This window comes from Nocardioides turkmenicus (assembly GCF_011045035.1).
In the GTDB taxonomy this organism is placed as follows: Bacteria; Actinomycetota; Actinomycetes; order Propionibacteriales; family Nocardioidaceae; genus Nocardioides; species Nocardioides turkmenicus.
The window spans coordinates 408,458-427,963 of the sequence record NZ_JAALAA010000001.1; the positions used below are offsets into that span (position 1 = coordinate 408,458).

Annotated in this window: 18 protein-coding genes and 1 pseudogene; 10 read left to right on the top strand and 9 right to left on the bottom strand. The window is 70.0% G+C overall.

All coding sequences use genetic code 11. The features are described from left to right. Positions 1 to 16 precede the first annotated feature (16 nt). Both G5C66_RS01955 and sigK read right to left on the bottom strand, forming a co-directional pair. Entirely contained in the window at positions 17 to 697 is a 681-nt protein-coding gene (locus tag G5C66_RS01955; RefSeq protein WP_165109298.1) for an anti-sigma factor, read from the bottom strand. Then, a complete protein-coding gene (gene sigK, locus G5C66_RS01960; protein ID WP_165109167.1) occupies positions 687 to 1,286 on the bottom strand; it encodes an ECF RNA polymerase sigma factor SigK in 600 nt (199 codons plus the stop codon). Before sigK ends, G5C66_RS01955 begins: the two co-directional genes overlap by 11 nt. A 104-nt stretch (positions 1,287 to 1,390) precedes the next feature. Here sigK and G5C66_RS01965 point away from each other — a divergent pair, with 104 nt between their 5' ends. Further along, positions 1,391 to 2,926, top strand: a complete 1,536-nt coding sequence (locus G5C66_RS01965) for a molybdopterin-dependent oxidoreductase (RefSeq protein WP_165109169.1) — start codon at positions 1,391 to 1,393, stop codon at positions 2,924 to 2,926. A gap of 3 nt (positions 2,927 to 2,929) precedes the next feature. Here G5C66_RS01965 and G5C66_RS01970 read toward each other — a convergent pair whose 3' ends face one another. Genes G5C66_RS01970 through G5C66_RS01980 form a run of 3 tightly spaced genes read right to left on the bottom strand, consistent with a single transcriptional unit; the run spans position 2,930 to position 4,176 of the window. Further along, positions 2,930 to 3,352: a barstar family protein gene (locus tag G5C66_RS01970; RefSeq protein ID WP_165109171.1), complete on the bottom strand. Its 423-nt coding sequence runs from the start codon at positions 3,350 to 3,352 to the stop codon at positions 2,930 to 2,932. A gap of 4 nt (positions 3,353 to 3,356) precedes the next feature. Next, positions 3,357 to 3,770 carry a guanyl-specific ribonuclease gene (locus tag G5C66_RS01975; protein ID WP_338144034.1) on the bottom strand — a complete coding sequence of 138 codons (414 nt, stop codon included), beginning with the start codon at positions 3,768 to 3,770 and terminating at the stop codon, positions 3,357 to 3,359. Positions 3,771 to 3,804: 34 nt separating this feature from the next. Next, complete coding sequence (locus G5C66_RS01980; RefSeq protein WP_206443580.1) at positions 3,805 to 4,176, bottom strand: Rv2175c family DNA-binding protein; 372 nt, start codon at positions 4,174 to 4,176, stop codon at positions 3,805 to 3,807. Positions 4,177 to 4,289: 113 nt separating this feature from the next. Between G5C66_RS01980 and pknB the strand changes: the two genes are divergently transcribed. The 4 genes from pknB to G5C66_RS02000 all read left to right on the top strand — a co-directional run bounded on the left by pknB (position 4,290) and on the right by G5C66_RS02000 (position 9,092). Next, positions 4,290 to 6,416, top strand: a complete 2,127-nt coding sequence (gene pknB / locus G5C66_RS01985) for a Stk1 family PASTA domain-containing Ser/Thr kinase (protein ID WP_338144035.1) — start codon at positions 4,290 to 4,292, stop codon at positions 6,414 to 6,416. A gap of 1 nt (position 6,417) precedes the next feature. Beyond that, the gene (locus G5C66_RS01990) at positions 6,418 to 7,320 is read left to right on the top strand and encodes a deoxyribonuclease IV (protein WP_165109173.1); all 903 of its coding nucleotides are present in this window, start codon (positions 6,418 to 6,420) and stop codon (positions 7,318 to 7,320) included. 262 nt (positions 7,321 to 7,582) lie between these two features. After that, positions 7,583 to 8,602: a hypothetical protein gene (locus G5C66_RS01995; protein WP_165109175.1), complete on the top strand. Its 1,020-nt coding sequence runs from the start codon at positions 7,583 to 7,585 to the stop codon at positions 8,600 to 8,602. Positions 8,603 to 8,609: 7 nt separating this feature from the next. Then, a complete protein-coding gene (locus tag G5C66_RS02000; protein WP_165109177.1) occupies positions 8,610 to 9,092 on the top strand; it encodes a GNAT family N-acetyltransferase in 483 nt (160 codons plus the stop codon). Here the strand turns inward: G5C66_RS02000 and G5C66_RS02005 are convergent. Beyond that, positions 9,089 to 10,429, bottom strand: coding sequence for a class II 3-deoxy-7-phosphoheptulonate synthase (locus G5C66_RS02005; protein WP_165109179.1), 1,341 nt, complete (start codon positions 10,427 to 10,429; stop codon positions 9,089 to 9,091). The genes G5C66_RS02000 and G5C66_RS02005 overlap by 4 nt on opposite strands. Before the next feature lie 103 nt (positions 10,430 to 10,532). Continuing rightward, the gene (locus G5C66_RS02010; protein WP_338144040.1) at positions 10,533 to 11,954 is read right to left on the bottom strand and encodes an APC family permease; all 1,422 of its coding nucleotides are present in this window, start codon (positions 11,952 to 11,954) and stop codon (positions 10,533 to 10,535) included. A 187-nt stretch (positions 11,955 to 12,141) separates the two neighbouring features. Between G5C66_RS02010 and G5C66_RS02015 the strand changes: the two genes are divergently transcribed. From G5C66_RS02015 to G5C66_RS02030, 4 genes and pseudogenes are all read left to right on the top strand, one after another. Then, complete coding sequence (locus tag G5C66_RS02015; RefSeq protein ID WP_165109183.1) at positions 12,142 to 12,972, top strand: DUF1028 domain-containing protein; 831 nt, start codon at positions 12,142 to 12,144, stop codon at positions 12,970 to 12,972. Next, on the top strand, positions 12,969 to 14,438 hold the full coding sequence (locus tag G5C66_RS02020; protein WP_165109185.1) for a glycerol kinase GlpK: 1,470 nt from the start codon (positions 12,969 to 12,971) through the stop codon (positions 14,436 to 14,438). The genes G5C66_RS02015 and G5C66_RS02020 overlap by 4 nt, the downstream gene beginning before the upstream one ends. A gap of 3 nt (positions 14,439 to 14,441) precedes the next feature. Then, the gene (locus G5C66_RS02025; protein ID WP_165109187.1) at positions 14,442 to 15,314 is read left to right on the top strand and encodes a metallophosphoesterase family protein; all 873 of its coding nucleotides are present in this window, start codon (positions 14,442 to 14,444) and stop codon (positions 15,312 to 15,314) included. 44 nt (positions 15,315 to 15,358) lie between these two features. Continuing rightward, positions 15,359 to 15,744: pseudogene (locus G5C66_RS02030) on the top strand (nuclear transport factor 2 family protein). Here G5C66_RS02030 and G5C66_RS02035 read toward each other — a convergent pair. Both G5C66_RS02035 and G5C66_RS02040 read right to left on the bottom strand, forming a co-directional pair. After that, positions 15,726 to 17,021 (bottom strand): HNH endonuclease, encoded by a 1,296-nt coding sequence (locus G5C66_RS02035; RefSeq protein WP_165109189.1) that lies wholly within the window; start codon positions 17,019 to 17,021, stop codon positions 15,726 to 15,728. The pseudogene G5C66_RS02030 and the gene G5C66_RS02035 overlap by 19 nt on opposite strands. Positions 17,022 to 17,438: 417 nt before the next feature. After that, complete coding sequence (locus tag G5C66_RS02040) at positions 17,439 to 18,752, bottom strand: glycoside hydrolase family 10 protein (RefSeq protein ID WP_338144036.1); 1,314 nt, start codon at positions 18,750 to 18,752, stop codon at positions 17,439 to 17,441. 217 nt (positions 18,753 to 18,969) lie between these two features. On the opposite strand from G5C66_RS02040, the gene G5C66_RS02045 reads away from it, so the two are divergent. Beyond that, positions 18,970 to 19,497, top strand: a complete 528-nt coding sequence (locus tag G5C66_RS02045; protein WP_338144037.1) for a GNAT family N-acetyltransferase — start codon at positions 18,970 to 18,972, stop codon at positions 19,495 to 19,497. The last annotated feature ends 9 nt before the right edge of the window (positions 19,498 to 19,506 follow it).

Sequence of the window (19,506 nt, forward strand, 5' to 3'; positions counted from 1 at the left end):
CGGGCCCGGCGACGCCTCAGAGGCGTTCGGCGGACATCTGGAAGAGGACCTTCTCCGACGGCTCGTCGGAGCCGCCCATGGGCTCCATGGTGACCATGAGGTCACCGTCCTCGACGGGTACGGCCACGGCCATCTCCTCGTCGAGGACGCCGGCGGACTCCATGCCGGCGTCGGTGTGCCACCAGACCTGGTAGGTCATCCCGGCGGGGCGGGAGAGGTGGGCGGTGTCGACGGCGACCATGTGCATCTCGTGGGACATCGCGACCATCAGCTCGCCGTCGGAGGTCTTCTCCTTGTGCATCCTCGCGTCGGGGGCCGACATCACCTGGGCGGCGGTCATGCGTGGCGGGTCGTCGTCGCGTACGACCATCCCGACCGTCACGCCGACGCCGACGATCACCGCGGCAGCCGCCGCGATCGCCCCCAGGAGCCAGCGACGGCGAGGGCGCGAGCCCGCCGCGACCACAGGCGGCAGCTGCGGCATCTCCGAGGCCGTACGCAGCACCCGGCCGCGCAGCGAGGCCGGCGGCGTCTCGGCGACCTCTCCGGCGAGGGACGCCGTCGCGGACCGCAGCGAGTCGACCTCCTCGCGGCACTCGGGGCAGACCGCCAGGTGGGCCTCGAACTCAGCGCGTTCGGCCGGTTCCAGCGCGTCCAGGAGATAGGCCCCGACCAGGCCGTGCACGTCAGGCGCCATCGCCAGCCTCCAAGCAGTCGCGCAGACGGATCAGCCCGTCCCGCATCCGGGTCTTCACCGTCGGCAGCGGCCGGCCGAGCAGCTCGGCGACCTCGGGGTAGGTGAAGCCCTGGTAGTAGGCGAGCCGGACGGCCTGCGACTGCAGCGGCGTGAGCGAGTCCAGGCAGCGGCGTACGCCTTCGTGCTCCGATGCCGTCACGACGGCCTCCTCCGGCCCCACCACCGAGACCGGCTCCCGCCGCGCGACATGCTCCTCGCGGGCACGGGACGCCTGCGAGGAGCGCACCGTGTCGACCGCCCGCCGGTGGGCGATGGTCAGCACCCAGGTCCTCACCGACCCACGCGCCGGGTCGAACCGGGCTGCCTGGCGCCACACCTCGGTGAACACCTCCTGGGTCACCTCCTCCGCGCGTGACGGGTCACGCACCACACGCCGAGCGACGCCGAAGACGAGCGGAGCCAGGTCGTCGTAGAGGCGACCGAAGGCGTCCAGGTCTCCCCCGGCGACGGCGACGAGCACCGCTCCGGGATCCGGGTCCGTCGGGTCGGGCGACGACTCCTCGCCCACGACCCGCAACGCTCGGCGCACGCGCGCCCCCTTCCGACGTAATGACAGATCTCACCCGAGGGTTCGCAGCCGAGGGGTGGGAGGATTGGTCCCATCCGACCACCGATCGGCCACGAACCCTCAGCATGACATCCGGCACCGTCCTCGGACGCCTCCCCAGCGGTCCCGTCGCGGGCATCGCCGCGGGCGTGCTCGGCCTCGGCGTCGCCGAGCTCATCGCCGCCCTCGCGCGTGGCACCTCTCCCCTGCTCGCGCTCGGCGACCGGGTCATCGACCTCACCCCGCGCTGGCTCAAGGAGGCCGCGGTCGCCACCTTCGGCACCGCCGACAAGCCGATCCTGCTGGCCTGCGTCGCGCTGGTCACGCTGGCCCTGCTCGCAGTGGCCGGCGCCTTGGCCGTACGCCGCCCCGTGCTCGGCGCGGGCATGTTCCTGCTCCTCGGGGCCGTCGATGCCGCCGCCCTGCTGGCCGACCGAGCCGGCAACGGGGCGGCCGGCATCGTCGCGCTGGTCATCGGCCTCGTGATCGGCATCGTCGCCCTGGTCCTGCTCACCCGGCGCCTGCGCGGGCCGGGCGAGACACCCGCCGAGGCGGAGGCACCCGACGGCTTCGACCGGCGCAGCTTCCTGATCGCCGCGGCGGCCGTGACCGCCGTGGGCGCGGCCGGCGGGGTCGGCGCGAAGGTCGTCACCGCGCGCCGGCACCCGGCGACGCGACTGGCCATCCCGACGCCCGTCTCCCCCGCCGCGCCCCTCCCGGCCGGCGTGGAGCTGCCGATCAAGGGCCTGACGCCCCACCTGACCCCCGTCGACGACTTCTACCGCATCGACATCGCCCTGCTCACCCCACGTGTCGACCTCGCCGACTACCGCCTCACGATCCACGGCCTGGTCGACAACCCGATCGAGCTGACCTACGAGGACCTGCTCGCGATGCCGCTCTACGAGCGTCGCGTCACGATCTGCTGCGTCTCCAACGAGGTCGGCGGCGACCTGATCGGCAACGCGACCTGGACCGGCGTACGCATCCGCGACGTCCTCCGGCGCGCCGGCCTGACCCAAGGCGCCGACGCGGTGAAGTCCACCGGTGCCGACGGCATCACCATCGGCACCCCGCTCGAGGCGCTCACCGACGGCCGCGACTCCCTCCTCGCGATCGCCCAGGACGGGGAGCCGCTGACCCCGGACCACGGCTTCCCGGTCCGCATGGTCGTCCCCGGCCTCTACGGCTACGTCTCGGCGACCAAGTGGCTCACCGACCTCGAGGTCACCCGCTTCGCCGACTTCCGCGCCTACTGGACCGACCGGGGCTGGTCGGCCGAGGGCCCGATCAAGACCCAGTGCCGCATCGACCTGCCCCGGGAGAACCCCGATGCCGTAGGCGAGGTGACCGTCGCCGGCGTCGCCTGGGCGCAGCACCGCGGCGTCAGCAGGGTGGAGGTACGCATCGACGACGGCCCCTGGCAACCCGCCACGCTCGCGGCCGAGGACAGCATCGACACCTGGCGGCAGTGGAGCTACCGCTGGGAGGCCACCGCCGGCGAGCACCGGATCCAGGCGCGGGCCTACGACCGCACCGGCACCCCGCAGACCGGGAGCGAGGCGCCGCCCGCTCCCGACGGAGCAACCGGCTACCCGACCCGCACCGTCACGGTCGGGTGATGCTCAGCCCAGGTCGGGCAGGTCGGTCTCGGGCCCGTCGCCGCGCAGCAGCACGGTGAACGCGGGCCGGTCCTCGGAGATCTCCGCCGCACGGTCCTTCAGGACCCCGACGATCCGGTCGAAGCCGGCACGGTCGGCATAGGCCGCGCTCCCCCACGTCTCCCACAGCAGCACCGTGGGTGCGGAGAGGTCGCGCAGCGAGTCCCACAGCGCATCGAGGTTGCGCCCGAAGTGGGCCGGGAACCCGAGCGCGGCGCCGATGGCTCCCAGCACCTCGTCCTTGGTCTCGGCCACGTCCGCGATCTGCGCCAGCGACCAGCCGGCGCCGGTCACCGACTCCGAGAGGTCGGCGGCCGCCAGCTCGGTGTGCCAACGGTAGACGCCAGGCTCGACCCGCCCGGCGAGAAGACCTGCCAGTCCACTCATTCCATCACCCCCGGTCGATCCGTGAGAACGACTCGTAGTGGTCTTCGGTGTAGTAGAACTCCCCACCCTCGCCTGTGACGATACGCCGCGCACCCCGGTCATCGGAGCCAGGCGTCGGCACGGTGTACTCGGCGTAGTAGCCCGACGGCTCCTCCGGCAGGATGCCTTCGCGGTTGCCGAAGGTGCTGCCGTCCTTGCCCGGGTAGGGGAACGGGCCGCCGGCGTCGATCAGCTCGAGCGTCTCCACGCCCTCGGGCGGCAGGTCGGACTCCGCGATCCAGGCGAGCCCGCTCTCGGGATCGGTGCCGGTCTTCCCGCCGCCGGAGTCGTCCCCCGAACCTCCGGAGCCGCCGCATCCGGCGAACAGCGCCAGGAGCAGCGCGACCAACACAGCGACCAGGGCGGGCTTCGACCTCACGACGGTCCTCCGAGACGTACGGACGGGGTGGCCCCTAGAGTGCCATGGCCTGCGCCCGGCGCTTGACCTCCGACCCGCGGTTCTCCCGAAGCGCGTCGATCGGGCGGCCGGGGAGGTCGTCGTCGAGGAAGAGCCAGGCGATGATCTCGCGGTCGTCGTAGCCGCCGTCGTGGAGCACGTGGAGCAGGCCGCCGAGGCCCTTGACCGGCAGACCGTCCTGGATGAACAGGGCCGGGATGTGCTGCCCCTTGATGCCCGGAGGCACCGCGGCGGCGAGCTCGTGCTCACGGATCATCGTGCGCACCTTGCCCACCGTCACGCCGAGCTGCGACGCGGCGGTGGCCCAGTCGATCCAGTCCTCCACCAGGACGCCCAGATCCTGCTCTGCCAGCCGCAATTCGCTCATAACGATCACATTACCGGCCCGGGTAGCCGCGCCGGAAAGTCGTGAGTGGGACCCGCTGGTCCGTACCATTGCCCGGTCCGGAATACTTCTCCGACCGGAGACAGGAGGATCGCGTGGCTAGTGAGGCGGACCCCCGTGACGGCGCCATCGGGCGCCACGGCGGAGGCTCGGCTACCGCATCCGACCCCCTTCTGGGCAAGGTCCTGGGGATGCGTTACCGGATCGTCGAGAAGGTCGCGAAGGGCGGCATGGCGACGGTCTACGTCGCCCACGACATGCGTCTGGACCGCATCGTCGCCGTCAAGGTCATGCACCAGAACCTCGACGAGGAGGGCAACTTCGCCGAGAGGTTCGTACGCGAGGGCCGGTCGGCTGCGAAGCTCTCCCACCCCAACGTGGTGGCCGTCTACGACCAGGACGAGGACGACGGCGTCGCCTTTCTCGCGATGGAGTACATCGAGGGCCACACCCTCCGCGACACCATCCAGTCCCAGGCTCCGCTGGGCGCGGCGAAGGCGCTGGCCTACATCGAGCCGATCCTGAGCGCGATGACCGCGGCGCACGCGGTCGGGATCGTGCACCGCGACATCAAGCCGGAGAACGTCCTCATCACCACCGGCGCCGCCTCGATCTCGCAGCGGGTCAAGGTCGCCGACTTCGGCCTGGCCCGGGTGATGACCAACAACTCCCACGACGCCACCACCGGCAACCTGGTCGGCACCGTCTCCTACCTGGCGCCCGAGCTGGTCACCGAGTCCAAGTCGGGCCCGCGCAGCGACGTCTACGCCGCCGGCGTCGTGCTCTACGAGCTGCTCACCGGGCGCAAGCCCCACAGCGGACCCTCGCCGGTCGACATCGCCTACAAGCACGTGCACGAGGACGTACCGCCGCCGTCGAAGGCGGCGCCCGGCATCCCCCGCTACGTCGACGCCCTGGTCGCCCGCGCGACCGCCCGTGACCCCGAGCTGCGCCCGGCCGACGCCGGCGTGCTCCTGCGCATGGTCAACCGGGTGATGGCCACCTTGTCCGCGGGCATCTTCGACGACCCCGAGCTCACCGCCGACCTGGCGCTCCCCTCGGCCGGCGCTCCCGACAAGCCGGCGCAGGCCGCCAACGGCACCGAGGCCCCGACGCGCGCTCACGACGAGTCCGCCGCCGAGTCGACGGCGGTGCTGCCGGCGCTCGGCCTGCCGCCCTCCGGCCCGTCCGGTCCCCCGCCGGGCCGGCCCCCGGGTCCGGCGGCACCACCTCCCGGCATGGGCCTGCCCGCTGCCGGCCGGCTCCCGCTGAGCGAGCCCGAGGAGAACGTACGCATCGCCCCGACACCCACTCAGCCCAAGCAGCGCCGGAGCATGCCGGCGACCTGGAAGGGGCCGGTCGCGATCGGCGCCGCTGTGGTGGCCGTCGCGCTGGTGGCGACCGGCCTGTGGTGGTTCATCGACGGCCGCTACGAGCGGGTGCCCTCGGTGGCCGGCCTGTCCCGGGCCGAGGCGACCACGCAGCTGCAGAACGCCGGCTTCGAGGTCTCGGCCAACACCGAGTTCTCCGATACCGTCGCCAAGGGGATCGTGATCGACTCCGACCCGGGCCGCGACGACAAGGCGCTGCCCGGCTCCACGGTGGAGATCAGCGTGAGCAAGGGCGTCGAGGAATACTCGGTGCCCAAGGTCAAGGGCATGCTCGCCGACGACGCCCAGGACGAGATCCAGGATCTCGGCCTCACCGTCGGCGACCCGATCGAGAAGTTCAACGACAACGTGCCCGAGGGCCACGTCATCAACTCCCAGCCCCGCGCCGGCACCCTGGTGCGGCCCGGCAAGACCGTTGTGCTCGTGATCAGCAAGGGCCCGGCCCCCGTCGACATCGTCGACTGGACCGGCCGCAGCGCGGAGCGTGCCAAGAAGTCGCTCGAGGCCGACGGGCTCGTCGTCGAGATCCAGGAGGAGGAGAACCAGACCGCCCGGCCCGGCACCGTCCTGAGCCAGAGCCCCAACTCCGGCACCCTCCCCAAGGGCGAGACCGTGACCCTCGTGGTCGCCAAGGGTCCGGCCGCGGTCCCGGTCCCCAGCGTGGTCGGCCAGCACAAGGACACCGCGAAGCAGACCCTCGAGGCCGCCGGGTTCAAGGTCAAGGAGGAGGCGGAGGGTGGCATCAACCTCGGCCTCGGCTACGTGACCCGCCAGGAGCCCGCCGGCGGCGAGGCCCCCTACGGCTCCGAGATCACGATCTGGCTGAACTGACGTGACGGACTCGATCCTCCGCAACCCGATCGGCACCCACGTACAGGTCGGTAAGGGCCTCGTCGCGGGCGCCCTCGCCAACACCGACGCGGTCGGCGGCGAGACCCTGCAGATCTTCGTCGGCAACCCGCGCGGCTGGGCCCTCTCGGCGGGCAAGCCGGCCGACGACAAGGCCTTCCGGGCCGAGCTCCAACGACGTGGGATGCGCGCCTTCATCCACGCTCCCTACCTGGTCAACCTGGGATCGCCGACGCCGGCGACGTACGAGAGGTCGGCCGCGCTGGTCGCGCACAACCTGCGCCGGGCCGCCGACATCGGCGCCGAGGGCGTCGTGATCCACACCGGCTCGTTCGTCTCTCCCGCGGGCGATGCCCGGGAGAACTTCCTCGTGGCGATGAGGCAGGTACGCGAGGCGCTGCTGCCCGTGCTCGACCAGATCTCCGCCGACGACGCGCCCTGGCTGCTGCTGGAGCCGACCGCCGGGCAGGGTCGGTCGCTGTGCGCGGGCGTGGAGGACCTCCCCGCCTATCTCGAGGCCGTCGACTTCCACCCCAAGGCCGGGATCTGCCTCGACACCTGCCACGTCTTCGCCGCCGGCGCCCCGCTCGACGAGCCCGGTGGCGCCACCGCCTGCGTCGACCGGATCGTCGAGATCGGCGGCCCCGGGCGGCTCCGGCTGATCCACGCCAACGACTCCAAGGACGTACGCGGCAAGAACCTCGACCGCCACGAGCAGATCGGTCGCGGCCACATCGGCACGGCCGCGTTCGAGGAGCTCTTCGCCCATCCGGCGACCGCCGGGGTGCCCTTCATCCTGGAGACTCCGGGCTCGCGCGACGCGGACAACCCCGATATCCCGCTGCTCCGCGATCTACGGGCATCGGCGCACCGTCAAGGCATGTGACCTCCATGCATCCGCATGGTTACTCCCTCGCTCGGCGCGAGCGGACGAGCAAGCTCGCCGCTCGGCCTCACTCCGGTCGTCTAGGCTGGAGACGCACAGGAGTGATCTTCGACGCCATGGGGGTGGCATGACCAAGTGCGCACAGTGCGGATACCGGCTGTCCGGGGAGCCGACGTGTCCGGTGTGTGGTCTCGAGGTCGCCACGGAGCTCGACCCAGCTGCCGAGGCTGACTCCACCGATGTAGAGGAAAGGACGCCACCCGTGTCCAGTGCTGCGAACGACGACGTCACCGCCGAGCCCGAAGAGCTCGACGAACCGAACGAGACCACCGTGATCCGGAAGCCGGTCGAGGCGACCGCTCCGGAAGCGGTCGACGACGTGCCCGACGCGGAGCAGACCTCACTGAGCCTGCCCCGGATCAGCGCCTACGGCGACGAGGACCGGCCGGGACCGGCCTCGTCGATCGCTGCCGCCGGCCCCGACGACGAGCCCACCGAGCGCACCTCGCGGCGTCAGTCGCCCGAGGTCGAGGAGAAGCTCGACACCGACGACGAGCCCAACGGATCCACCGCGATCCGCGCGGCTTTCGCACCGCCGACCTCGCCGCCGCCGGCACCGCTGCCGCCGACCACTCCCCCGACCGCGCACGAGCCGGCCGCGGAGAGCGTCGCCGAGGAGGCGGTGATCCCTGAGCCGGAGCCGGAGCCGAGGCCGATCCCGGATCCCTCGCCCTTCCCCGAGCCGACCCCGGTCCCGGGGCCCGACCCCGTTCCCGACCCGGAGCCGACGCCCACTCCGGTCCCTGAGCCCGGACCCGTTCCGGAGCCGGAGCCCGTCCCCGGGCCCGACCCTGTCCCCGACCCCGAGCCCGAGCCGGTCTCCGAGACACCGGTCGAGGCGGCGTACAAGCCCTTCGTCCAGCCCTCCGGGATGCTCGTCCAGCAGCAGCAGAGCAACGGGAAGGCCCGTCACTGGGCGCCGCCGGAGGAGACCGTCGCCGACCAGGTCCACGAACCCGAGCCGGCCTATGCGACCGGCTACGCCGACGACGCCTACGCCACCGACGGCCCCGCCGACTGGCAGACCGGCTACGGCTATGCCGCCGAGGAGGAGCCCCTCGAGCAGGACTTCGGCGACTACGGCGTCCAGCAGGAGTACGTCTCCTCGCTGATGGCCGCCGAGTCCGAGGACAACCCCTCGACCTGGGTCGTGCTGCTGTGGGTGGGTGCGATCTTCATGATCGTGATGTTGGTGCTCGGCGTCTGGCTGATGACGCTGTAACGCCTGTATGCCGAGAATCATCGTCGCCGAGATCGACAGCGACGAGCAGCGCGCGCTGGCCGTCGACATCTGGCGAGCGGCCAACGCGGCTCGCCGCAAGACGGCCACCGAGGCCCGCGTCCGCAGGGTCCGCGAGAAGCTGGACGCGGCCGAGCTCGCGCTCCTCGCCCACTACGGCAGCCGCCCTGCCGGGATGCTGCTCGCCGAGACCTACCTGGTCGACGGCGTACCGCTCCCCGGCTACGGCCACATCTCGATGGTCTTCGTCGACCCCGCTGTCTGGGGGTCCCACGTCGGCACCGAGATGATCCGCGACCTCCAGTCCCGCGACTGGGCGGGCCTCAGCGTCTGGACCCGCACCGACAACCGCCGCGCCCAGCGCCTCTACGAGACCACCGGCTTCACCGACACCGGCAACCGCAGCACGCTCCACGACGGCGAGGAGATCATGCAGCTAGCCTGGGCGCGCGACGAGAACGTCGGCGACTAGCGGGACCTGAGCATCTCCGCGACCTGGAACGCCATCTCGAGCGACTGGACGCGGTTGAGACGCGGGTCGACGACGGACTCGTAGCGGTGCACCAGGCCGGCCTCGTCGAGCTCCTCACCGCCGCCGATGATCTCGGTGACGTCGTCGCCGGTGTTCTCGACGAGGATGCCGCCGGGCACCGTACCCAGCGCGTGGTGGACGTCGAAGAAGCCCTGGACCTCGTCGAGGACGTCCTCGAAGCGGCGGGTCTTGTAGCCGTTGGAGGTGGAGAAGGTGTTGCCGTGCATCGGGTCGGAGATCCAGGTGACGTTGACGCCCTCGGCGGTGATCTTCTCGACCAGACCGGGCAGCCCGTCGCGCACCTTGCCCGCGCCGAAGCGCGTGATGAAGGTGAGCCGGCCCTCCTCGTTCTTCGGGTTGAGCTTGGCGGCCAGGGCGAGCGCGTCGTCGGGGGTCGCGGTGGGGCCGAGCTTGCAGCCGATCGGGTTGTTGAGGTGGCGGAAGTACTCCACGTGGGCACCGTCGAGCTGGCGGGTGCGCTCGCCGATCCAGACGAAGTGGCCGGAGACGTTGTATGGCGTCTCGGTGCGCGAGTCGATGCGGGTCATCGCGTGCTCGTACTCGAGCAGCAGCGCCTCGTGCGAGGAGTAGAAGTCGACCCCGTGGAACTCGTCGAGGTCCGCGCCGATGGCCTCCATGAACGCGATCGCGCGCTCGATCTCGGAGCCCATCGCCTCGTACTTCGCGCCGACGGGCGAGTTGCGCACGAACTCGGAGTTCCAGGTGTGCACCTGACGCAGGTCGGCGTAGCCACCGGTGGTGAACGCGCGCACCAGGTTCAGCGTGGAGGCGGAGGCGTGGTAGACGTCCAGCAGCCGCTGCGGGTCGGGGATGCGGGCCTCGGGGGTGAACTCGTAGCCGTTGACCGCGTCGCCGCGGTAGGCCGGCAGGGTCACGTCGCCACGGGTCTCGGTGTCGGAGGAGCGCGGCTTGGCGTACTGCCCCGCGAGACGTCCGATCTTGACGACCGGGACGGAGGCCGCGTACGTCAGGACGACCGCCATCTGCAGCAGCACCCGAAGCTTGTTGCGGGTGTTGTCGGCGGTCGCCTCGGCGAACGTCTCGGCGCAGTCGCCGCCCTGCAGGATGAACGCCTCGCCGCGGCCGGCGGCGGCGATCGAGCTCTTGAGCTGGTCGCACTCCCCCGCAAAGACGAGCGGCGGCTGGTTCCTCAGCTTCTCGACCGCCGCGGCCAGCGCGACCGGGTCGGAATAGGTCGGCTGCTGGAGGGCTCCGATGGCGTGCAACTGCTCGAGAGAGGGGAAGGCGTCGTTCACGAGGCTCAGGGTACGCGGGTCACCCGGTTGTTACGAAGTCATCTCACGGCAGGGCCGGCGTACGGAAGGATCCCGTACGCCGGCCCTGACCGAGCTCACCCGGTTACTTGTCGTCCTCGGGGTTGACATCCATGTGCTCGATGTCCTGGAAGTGCGGCGGCTCGTCCTCCTTGTTGGCGAACTTGTTGATCAGCCAGGTGATCGCCCACAGGATCACGCCGATGACCATCAGGCCGCCGGCGATCTCGTAGACGATGCCGTCGCGGTCGACCCACGGGCCGGCCAGGTAGATGCACAGGATGGCGGCGACGGGCGGCAGCCACCTCGGCGCCGTGAAGAATGTCTTCTCGGTGTCGGGGCGCCGGTTGCGGAGCACCACGCAGGCGATGTTGACGATCGCGAACACGCACAGCAGGAGCAGTGCGGTCGTGGAGCCCAGGTTGGAGACGATGTTGCTGTCCGGGTCGCTGGAGACGTACCAGATCAGCGCCAGCGCCAGCAGCGTGGTGAAGATGATCGCGATGTAGGGCGTGCGGCGGCCGGGCAGGATCGCACCCAGCTGCTTGGGAAGCACCCGCTGCCTGGCCATGCCGTAGACCAGCCGGCTGGCCATCAGCATGTTGATCAGCGCCGTGTTTGCCACGGCGAAGACCGCGAGGAACGGGAACACCTTGTCGATCGGGAAGTCGGGAGCGCCCTTGCCGACGACCTCGAGCAGGGCCCGGCCCTCGGACTCGCGGATCGTCTCGAGCTCACCCGGCGTCAGTACGCTGACGACCGAGACCGCCACCAGGATGTAGAGCAGAGCGGCCGCACCCAGGCCCATCAGCATGGTGCGCGGGAAGATCCGCTCGGGATCCTTGGTCTCCTCGACCATGTTGACGGCGTCCTCGAACCCGACCATCGCGAAGAAGGCGACCGAGGTCGCGGCGGTGACCGCGAAGACGACGCCCATGTTGGAGTAGTCGTCGAAGGAGACCAGCTCCGACATGTCCGCCTTGCCCTGGGCGATCACGAAGAAGCCGACGCCGATGACGATGCACAGCGCGACCATCTCGACGACGGTGAGGATGATGTTGAACTTCACGCTCTCGCCCACGCCACGCAGGTTGATCAGCGCGAGCAGGACCATGAAGCCCAACGCCAGCAGGGTGACGGCGCCCTCGCTGGGCGCATCCATCCAGCCGTTGATCTCCAGGCCGCCGAAGAAGTTCTGCGCCAGCGTGTTCGCCGAGGTCGACGCGCTGGTGATGCCCGAGCAGGCGACCGCGAAGGTCACCATGAAGGTGAGGAAGTGGATGCCGAACGCCTTGTGGGTGTAGAGCGCGGCGCCGGCGGCGCTGGGATACTTGGTCACCAGCTCGAGGTAGGAGAACGCTGTCATCGCTGCCACCACGAAGGCGAGCAGGAACGGCAGCCACAGGATGCCGCCCACGTAGCCGGCCATGGTCCCGGTCACGGCGTAGACGCCCGCTCCCAGGATGTCGCCGACGATGAAGAGCAGCAGGAGCCAGGGCCCCATCACTCTCTTCAACTCGGGTGCTTCTTCTTTCGCCAGGGTTGTCATGATGTCCTTCCTGGTCACGTTCGAAACTCAGTTCCGAAATTGGGATGAAGGGATCCCTCAATCAAAGCCCAACCTCGCTGTCAGGTGTACGACAATTCGTAAACACGCCGTAAGCGGACGAAATTTCGTGGATAGGGTCGCTGTCATGACCTTCTCCATCGTCGCCAGAGCAGTTGATCCAGGCACCGGGGAGCCCACCTGGGGTGTGGCCGTCGCTTCGAAGTTCCTCGCCGTCGGATCGGCCGTCCCGGCCGCCGTCGCGGGGGTCGGAGCCATCGCCACCCAGGCCGAGGCCAACGTCGCCTACAAGGGTCTGGCTCTCGCCCACCTCGACGAGGGCGCGACCGCCGCGGTCGCCCTGGAGAGGCTCTTGGAGGAGGACGAGCGCCGCGACCACCGGCAGGTCGGCATCGTCGACGTCGACGGCAACGCCGTCTCCCACACCGGACCGTCCTGCCTCGACTGGGCCGGCGGCCGCACCGGCGACGGCTACGCGATCCAGGGCAACATCCTCACGGGCCCCGAGGTGGTCGAGGCGATGGAGGCCGCATGGCTCGCCTCCTCCCCCGAGGAGCCGCTGCAGCACCGGCTCCTCGCCGCGCTCGCCGCGGGCGACGAGGCCGGCGGCGACAGCCGTGGCCGACAGAGCGCCGCTCTCCTGGTCGTGCGCGAGGACGCCGGCTACGGAGGCAACGACGACATCGCGGCGGACCTCCGCGTCGACGACCACCCGGCGCCGATCACCGAGCTGAAGCGCCTCCTCGACCTCAGCGACCTCTACCTGACCGCCTCGACCGAGGCCGAGAAGGTGCCGGTCACCCCCGAGATCGAGGCCGAGCTGGAGACGTACGCCGCGGCGCAGGGCGCCTCCGGCTTTCTCGCCTGGGTGGGCACCGAGAACTACGAGATGCGGGTGGCCGAGGACCTGTCGTGGATCGACCGGCGCATCCTCGACATCGTCAGGACGCCCCAGTGACTTCGATCCTCGCCATCGACGCCGGCACCACCGGCGTCACCGCGCTGATCGTCACCGACAAGGGCGAGGTCGCGGCTCGGGGGTACGAGGAGTTCGACCAGCACTTCCCCAGCCCGGGCTGGGTCGAGCACGTGCCGGAGGGGATCTGGCAGGCCACCCTGGAGGCGTGCCGTACCGTCCTGGCCGCCCATGACAGGGACGATCTCGTCGGCATCGGGATCACCAACCAGCGCGAGACGGTCGTGCTGTGGGACCGGGAGACGCTGGGGTCGCCGCGGCGCGCGATCGTGTGGCAGGACCGGCGCACCACGGCGATGTGCTCCGCGATGTCGTCCCACGACGCCCGCGTCCGCGAGCTGACGGGTCTGCGGCTGGACCCCTACTTCACGGCCACCAAGCTGGCCTGGATCAAGGAGAACGAGCCGCACACGTGGACGCACGTGGAGTCGGGCCGCTACGCCATCGGCACCGTCGACTCCTATCTCATCGCCCGGATGACCCGGGGTCTGCACCACGTCTCCGACGTCTCCAACGCATCCCGGACGATGCTCTTCGACATCGGCGCCAACGACTGGTCCGACGAGCTGTGCGACCTGTTCGGGGTGCCGCGCGACGCGCTGCCGGAGATCGGCCCCAACTGGGGTGAGGGCGTGGTCACCGATCCGCGCTCGTTCCTCGACCTCTCGCTGCCGATCGCCGGCGTCGCCGGCGACCAGCAGGCCGCGCTGTTCGGACAGGCGGCGTTCGACATCGGCGACTCCAAGTGCACCTACGGCACCGGATCGTTCGTGCTGACCAACACCGGATCCAGCCCGCAGCGGTCCGACTCCGGCCTGCTCACCTCCCCCGGCTGGATGTCGCCCTCCGGCGAGGTCACCTACGTCCTCGAGGGCTCCATCTTCGTCACCGGTGCCGCCGTGCAGTGGCTGCGCGACGGCCTGCAGATCATCGGCTCGGCCGCGGAGACCGAGGCCCTGGCCCGCACCGTCAGCTCGTCCGAGGGTGTCGTGTTCGTGCCCGCCCTGACCGGTCTCGGTGCGCCCCACTGGGACCCCGACGCCCGCGGCACCATCATCGGCATCACCCGCGGCACCACCCGTGCCCACATCGTGCGGGCGACCCTGGAGGCGATCGCCTTCGAGGTACGCGACGTGATGGCCACCATGCCGACGCCGGTCGCCTCGCTCAACGTCGACGGCGGCGCGGCCGCCAACAACCTGCTGTGCGAGCTCCAGGCCGACCAGCTCGGCGTCGACGTCTCCCGTCCCCGCTACGTCGAGACCACCGGCCTGGGCGCGGCGTTCCTCGCCGGCCTCGGAGTCGGCGTGTGGTCGTCCTTCGACGAGATCCGGGAGACCTGGGCGCTGGACCGCACCTTCTCCCCCGACCCGTCGCGTCGCGGGGCGGCCGATGAGGCGTACGCCTCGTGGACCGAGGCCGTCAAACGCTCCCGACAGTGGGCCTGAGTCTTGACCCGGATCCTGCATCTCTCCGACACCCACGTCTCCGCGAGCGGTCCTGACATGGACTGGGTCGACGCCCTGGCCGCGCTCGACGCCATCCTGCGCGACGCCCGCCACGTGCCTGGCTTGGACGCGGTCGTGGTCAGCGGGGACGTCGCCGACGACGGGTCGGCCGAGGGTTGCCGCTCGGTCCGGGACCGGGTCGGCGCGTTCGCGGCCGAGCGCGGCATCCCGCACATCTACTCGACGGGCAACCACGACGCCCGCGGACCGTTCCGCGAGGCGCTCGGCAGCGGACACCTGGAGGCCGACGGCAGCGACCGCGGTCGGTTGCTGGATCCGGAGTCGGAGCTGTGCGCCGCGGTCAGCTTCCTGGGCGACCTCCGGGTGGTCACGATCGACAGCCTGGTCCCCGGCCGGACCCACGGCTTCCTGGACGAGCACCAGCTGGCCTGCCTCGCCTCCGAGCTGGCCACCCCGACGCGCGACGGGACGGTGCTCGTCCTTCACCATCCGCCGCTCCATCTCGCAACCCTGCCGTGGGTCGCCGACGTCGTCCTCCGCAACATCTCCGCGCTCGGTCGCGTGGTGCGCGGCAGCGACGTCCGCACGATCCTCACCGGCCACCTCCACTTCCAGGCCAGCGGCTTCCTCGCCGGGATCCCCGTCTGGGTGACCCCCGGCGTCGTCACCCGCATCGACACCACCGCACCCCCACATCTCGTCCGCGGCGTCCTCGGCGCCGGAGCCTCTGTCGTCGACCTCGCCGACCCGGCCTCCCCCACCTTCCACGCGCTCGCCGCCCGCGACCCCCGAGCCGGCGAGCAGGTCTATCTCTACGACCCCACCTCCGGAGAGGACGCGGTCGAGCCGCACTGAGAAGACCGTTTGTCACGCTCCCGTCGGCACAGCACCCTGTGCGCATGCAGATCGTGAACGGACCCGTCGACGAGGCCGTCCTGCGTCCGCTGGACGCCTACGTACGCGGTCACGCCACCGGCGACCCCCTCCACTTCCGAGACGCGCTCCTCCCCTCCGCCCACATCGAAGGCATCCGCGACGGCGCCTTCGTCTCCTGGCCGCTCGAGGACTACTGCGGCCTGTTCAGCGGCTCCCCGCTCCCGACGAGAAGGACCGCGTACGCCGCCTCGACTCCGTCGAGGTCCACGGCACCGTCGCCACCGCGACCATGACCCTCATCCACGGCCCCGACACCTTCACGGACGTGTTCCTGCTCGTGCTCGTCGACGGAGCGTGGAAGATCGCGAACAAGGTCTACCACCGGCACGCTCAGGCAGCGGCCGAGTAGTCGAGGAGTACGTCGCGCAGGGAGAACTCTGCTCGGGACAAGGGTGGTGGGTCTGGTCGCCAGGTGTCTGGCGATGGGCTCGTGTAGACGTGGCCGGTAGGTGTGATGGTCATGATGCTGCCGTCGGGTCCTGGTCTGGCCTGCCAGCCGAGCGCCTCTTTCGCCTGGTTGCAGCGTTCGCACAAGCCTTGAAGATTCGCGGCGTTGGTGGCGCCGCCGTCGGTGTGGCGTTCGACGTGGTCGATGTTGCGGATCGGGGCATCACAGCCGACGGTGCGGCAGATCCCACCGTCACGGGCGGTGATGAACTCGGCCAGCCCGTCGGGTGCCTTGCGGGAGCGTGACTCCATCGCCACCAACTGCCCGACCGGGTCGGTGAACAACCGGCGGACGAACACCTCGGCATCGTTGAGGGCGTCACGTGCCCAGGCGGCGGGGACGGGGCCGTAGCCCTCGACCATCGCGGGCTGGTCATTGTCGTTGGCGAGAGCCTCGGCGGTCATCACGATCTTGACCTCGATCCGCGGCTTCGCCTCAGCGGTGGTGCGGCCGGTGACCCGGTCGACGAGGGTGTCGGCCATGACCTGCCCCCGCGACCGCTCATCACCAGCGGCGGCAGCGGTCTTGGCGGCCTGGTCCAGGGCCGCGAACACCGCGACCCCGTCCTTGACCGGCAACAGGGCACCGAGCCACGTCATCGTGTCCGGTGCCGGCCGCACACTGACGCGCCGGTCCTTGGCCGCGTTGGCGGCCCGGTTGACGACCGATTCCTGGTCAAGGGTGATGGCCAGCTTCCTCGCGGCGTTCTCCAACTGCCGCAGCCCCATCGCCACCGCCCTCGCAGGCTCCCCCTCGGGTCCGGTGGCACAGAGCTCATAGTCGATCACCCGCCGGTCCTCCAACGACAGGCACGCGGTCTCGCGGGCAAGGATGGTCGCCTGCCACTGCGAGAACAACCCGGCCTTCATCAACCCAAAAGTGTGCGGCATCTCGGTGAGCAGGATCTTGGCCAGCCCGAGCAGCTTCGCGCCCTTCGCCGGGGAGACCCGCCGCGCCAACGCGACCTGCGAGGCCACGCCTTCACCCAGCTTGCGGGCCGGAACCCCAGCCCCGGCCTGCCGCATGCGGGCAGCTTCCTCGAGACGTACCGCTGCTTCTGCCTGAACCGCCTCCGCCCGACACTTCACCGCCTCAAGACGGGCGATCCAGTCGACCAGCTCACCCTCGGACGCACCGGGTGGTGGCCCGTCGAGGAGGCGGTCGATGGTCTCGTACATGCGTCTTATTATATGCGGGACAGCGACACCAAGCGACCTATTTATGCAGGTCAGTCCCAAGTTAAGCAGTCGGCGAACAAGGCACATGAGTGCTGCGCCACTCTGTCGCCGCCGCCCCGATACAGGCGAAATCTTTTCTCGATCAGGTGCCGGGTCAAGGACCGCGCAGCGGCCGGCGAAGCCGGCGCCCGAAGGGCGTCCTTGACGCGGCGGCTGATCGAGAAACAATCAAAGCAAGGGTCGGCGGCGAACCCTGAAACGAAAACACAGTCGCCAAACCGAGGTGGTCTCGACAAGCTCGACCACCGAAAAGCGAAACCCTGTTGGTCTCGACACGCCTCCGCCTAGCGGCTACGGCGGCTCGACCAACGAGAGAAGCGGGGCCAAGGTCGACGACCGAGACCCCGCCCCGCAACCTCAGACCGCCGTACAGCTAGCAGTAGGCGTCGACGTGTTCCCGCCCGTGTAGAGCGTGATCCCGAACTGGTTGCCGTTGCCGTTCGGCGTGGCAGTCAGGGTCCCAGACGTCCCGGAGACCGTGGCGTTCCAGGAGTTCTGCAGACTCTGGCCCGAGCCGGTGCGGATCAGGACCCTCCAATTGTTGGTGCCACTGACGGTGAAGACGGTGTTGAACCGGTCACCCCACGACTCGGTCTTGGCGACGGTCACCGTGCAGCTCCCGGCCGGCGGGGTGGTGGATCCACCGTCCGCGGTGTTCAGCTGGTCGAGGACGTAGCTGTAGGCGAGCTTCTTGTTGCCGGAGCCGTCGAAGAGCAGCGGCGTGTCGGAGGCTCGCCACGAGTCGGTGTCCCGTACGCCCCAGACCGTGATGCCGGTGCACCGAGTCACCGCCATGCAGGCCTGGGTGACGCCACGGAACTGCTCGGCCTGGGAGGTGCCGGAGCCGGCGATGTCGAGCTCGGTGATCTGCACGTCGACACCCAGGTCGGCGAAGTTCTGCAGGGTGACGTGGTAGTTGCTCGGCACCGGGTTGCCGGAGTTGAAGTGGGCCTGGAAGCCGACGCAGTCGATGGGTACGCCGCGTGCCTTGAAGTCGCGGACCATGTTGTAGACGGCCTGCGTCTTCGCGTGGTTCCAGTTGTCGGTGTTGTAGTCGTTGTAGCAGAGCTTCGCATTGGGGTCGGCGGAGCGGGCGGCCCGGAAGGCGGCCTCGATCCAGTCGTTGCCCGTACGCTGCAGGTTGGAGTTGCGGCGGGCGCCGGAGGAGCCGTCCTCGAAGGCCTCGTTGACCACGTCCCAGGCGTAGATCTTGCCCTTGTAGTGGCCCGCGACACCGGCGATGTGGTTGAGCATCGCGGTACGCAGCGCGCTGCCCTCCATGGACTGCATCCAGCTCGGCTGCTGGGAGTGCCAGGCCAGCGCGTGCCCGCGGACCCGCTTGTTGTTCTGGATCGCCCAGTTGGCGATCTGGTCACCGGCGGAGAAGTTGAACTGGCCGCGCGAGGGCTCGGTCGCGTCCATCTTCATCTCGTTCTCGGCGGTGATCATGTTGAACTCACGGTTCGCGATGGTCATGTACTGCGAGTCGGACATCCGGCCGGCCGCGATGGCGGTGCCGAAGTAGCGGCCGGACTCGGCAGCCGCGGCCTGCAGGGTGGAGCCGTCGGCCAGGGCCGGACCGGCGGCGGAGACGCCAGCGAAGCAGCCGGCGACCAGCATGGCTGCCGCAGCGGCGAAGCGGGCTGTGCTTCTGCCCAGTCGGGCACGCACGGGTCTTACTCGAACTCGGGTCATCATCGATCCTGTTCTCTCGATTGAACGGTGGTCGGTGGTACCTCAGAGCTCGCGCGAACTCGATCGAAAACGTTATCGACATCGTTTTATAGCGTCAAGAGATCAAGGCCATTTCGCGTGATATCCCTCACACAGGAATCCTGTATTCCCGATCCGCGGTCGCCGACGTGGACGGAGATGGCAGGCTCACTCCGTGCCCTTCACCCACCGCCTGGCCACTCCCGAAGACATCCCCGCCCTGACCGAGATCATGAACATCTCGATCGCCGAGCTCCAGAAGGGGTTCCTGACCGAGGCCCAGATCGCCTCGAGCAGAACCGTGATGGGCATCGACACCCAGCTGATCGAAGACCGCACCTACTTCATCGTCGAGGAGGGTCAGGAGATCGCCGGCTGCGGCGGCTGGAGCAGGCGTGCGACGCTCTACGGCGGCGACCACACCCCCGGCCGCGAGCCGACGCTGCTCGACCCGAGCACCGATCCGGCGAGGGTGCGAGCGATGTACACCAACCCGGCGTTCGCCCGGCGCGGCGTGGGCCGGCTGATCCTGGACCTCTGCGAGCGAGCCGCGGCGGCAGAGGGCTTCACCACGCTCGAGCTGATGGGCACCCTGTCGGGCGAACCGCTCTACAAGGCCTACGGCTTCGAGCCGATCGAGCGGATCGAGGACGACCGCGGCGGCGCACCGGTTCCGTTGGTCCGGATGCGCAAGGCCATCTGACCCCCGGCC

Coding starts and splice junctions, on each gene's coding strand:
- G5C66_RS01955 (WP_165109298.1), bottom strand. CDS start 697: ATGGCGCCTGACGTGCACGGCCTGGTCGGGGCCTATCTCCTGGACGCG.
- G5C66_RS01965 (WP_165109169.1), top strand. CDS start 1,391: ATGACATCCGGCACCGTCCTCGGACGCCTCCCCAGCGGTCCCGTCGCG.
- G5C66_RS01970 (WP_165109171.1), bottom strand. CDS start 3,352: ATGAGTGGACTGGCAGGTCTTCTCGCCGGGCGGGTCGAGCCTGGCGTC.
- G5C66_RS01980 (WP_206443580.1), bottom strand. CDS start 4,176: ATGAGCGAATTGCGGCTGGCAGAGCAGGATCTGGGCGTCCTGGTGGAG.
- G5C66_RS02000 (WP_165109177.1), top strand. CDS start 8,610: ATGCCGAGAATCATCGTCGCCGAGATCGACAGCGACGAGCAGCGCGCG.
- G5C66_RS02015 (WP_165109183.1), top strand. CDS start 12,142: ATGACCTTCTCCATCGTCGCCAGAGCAGTTGATCCAGGCACCGGGGAG.
- G5C66_RS02035 (WP_165109189.1), bottom strand. CDS start 17,021: ATGTACGAGACCATCGACCGCCTCCTCGACGGGCCACCACCCGGTGCG.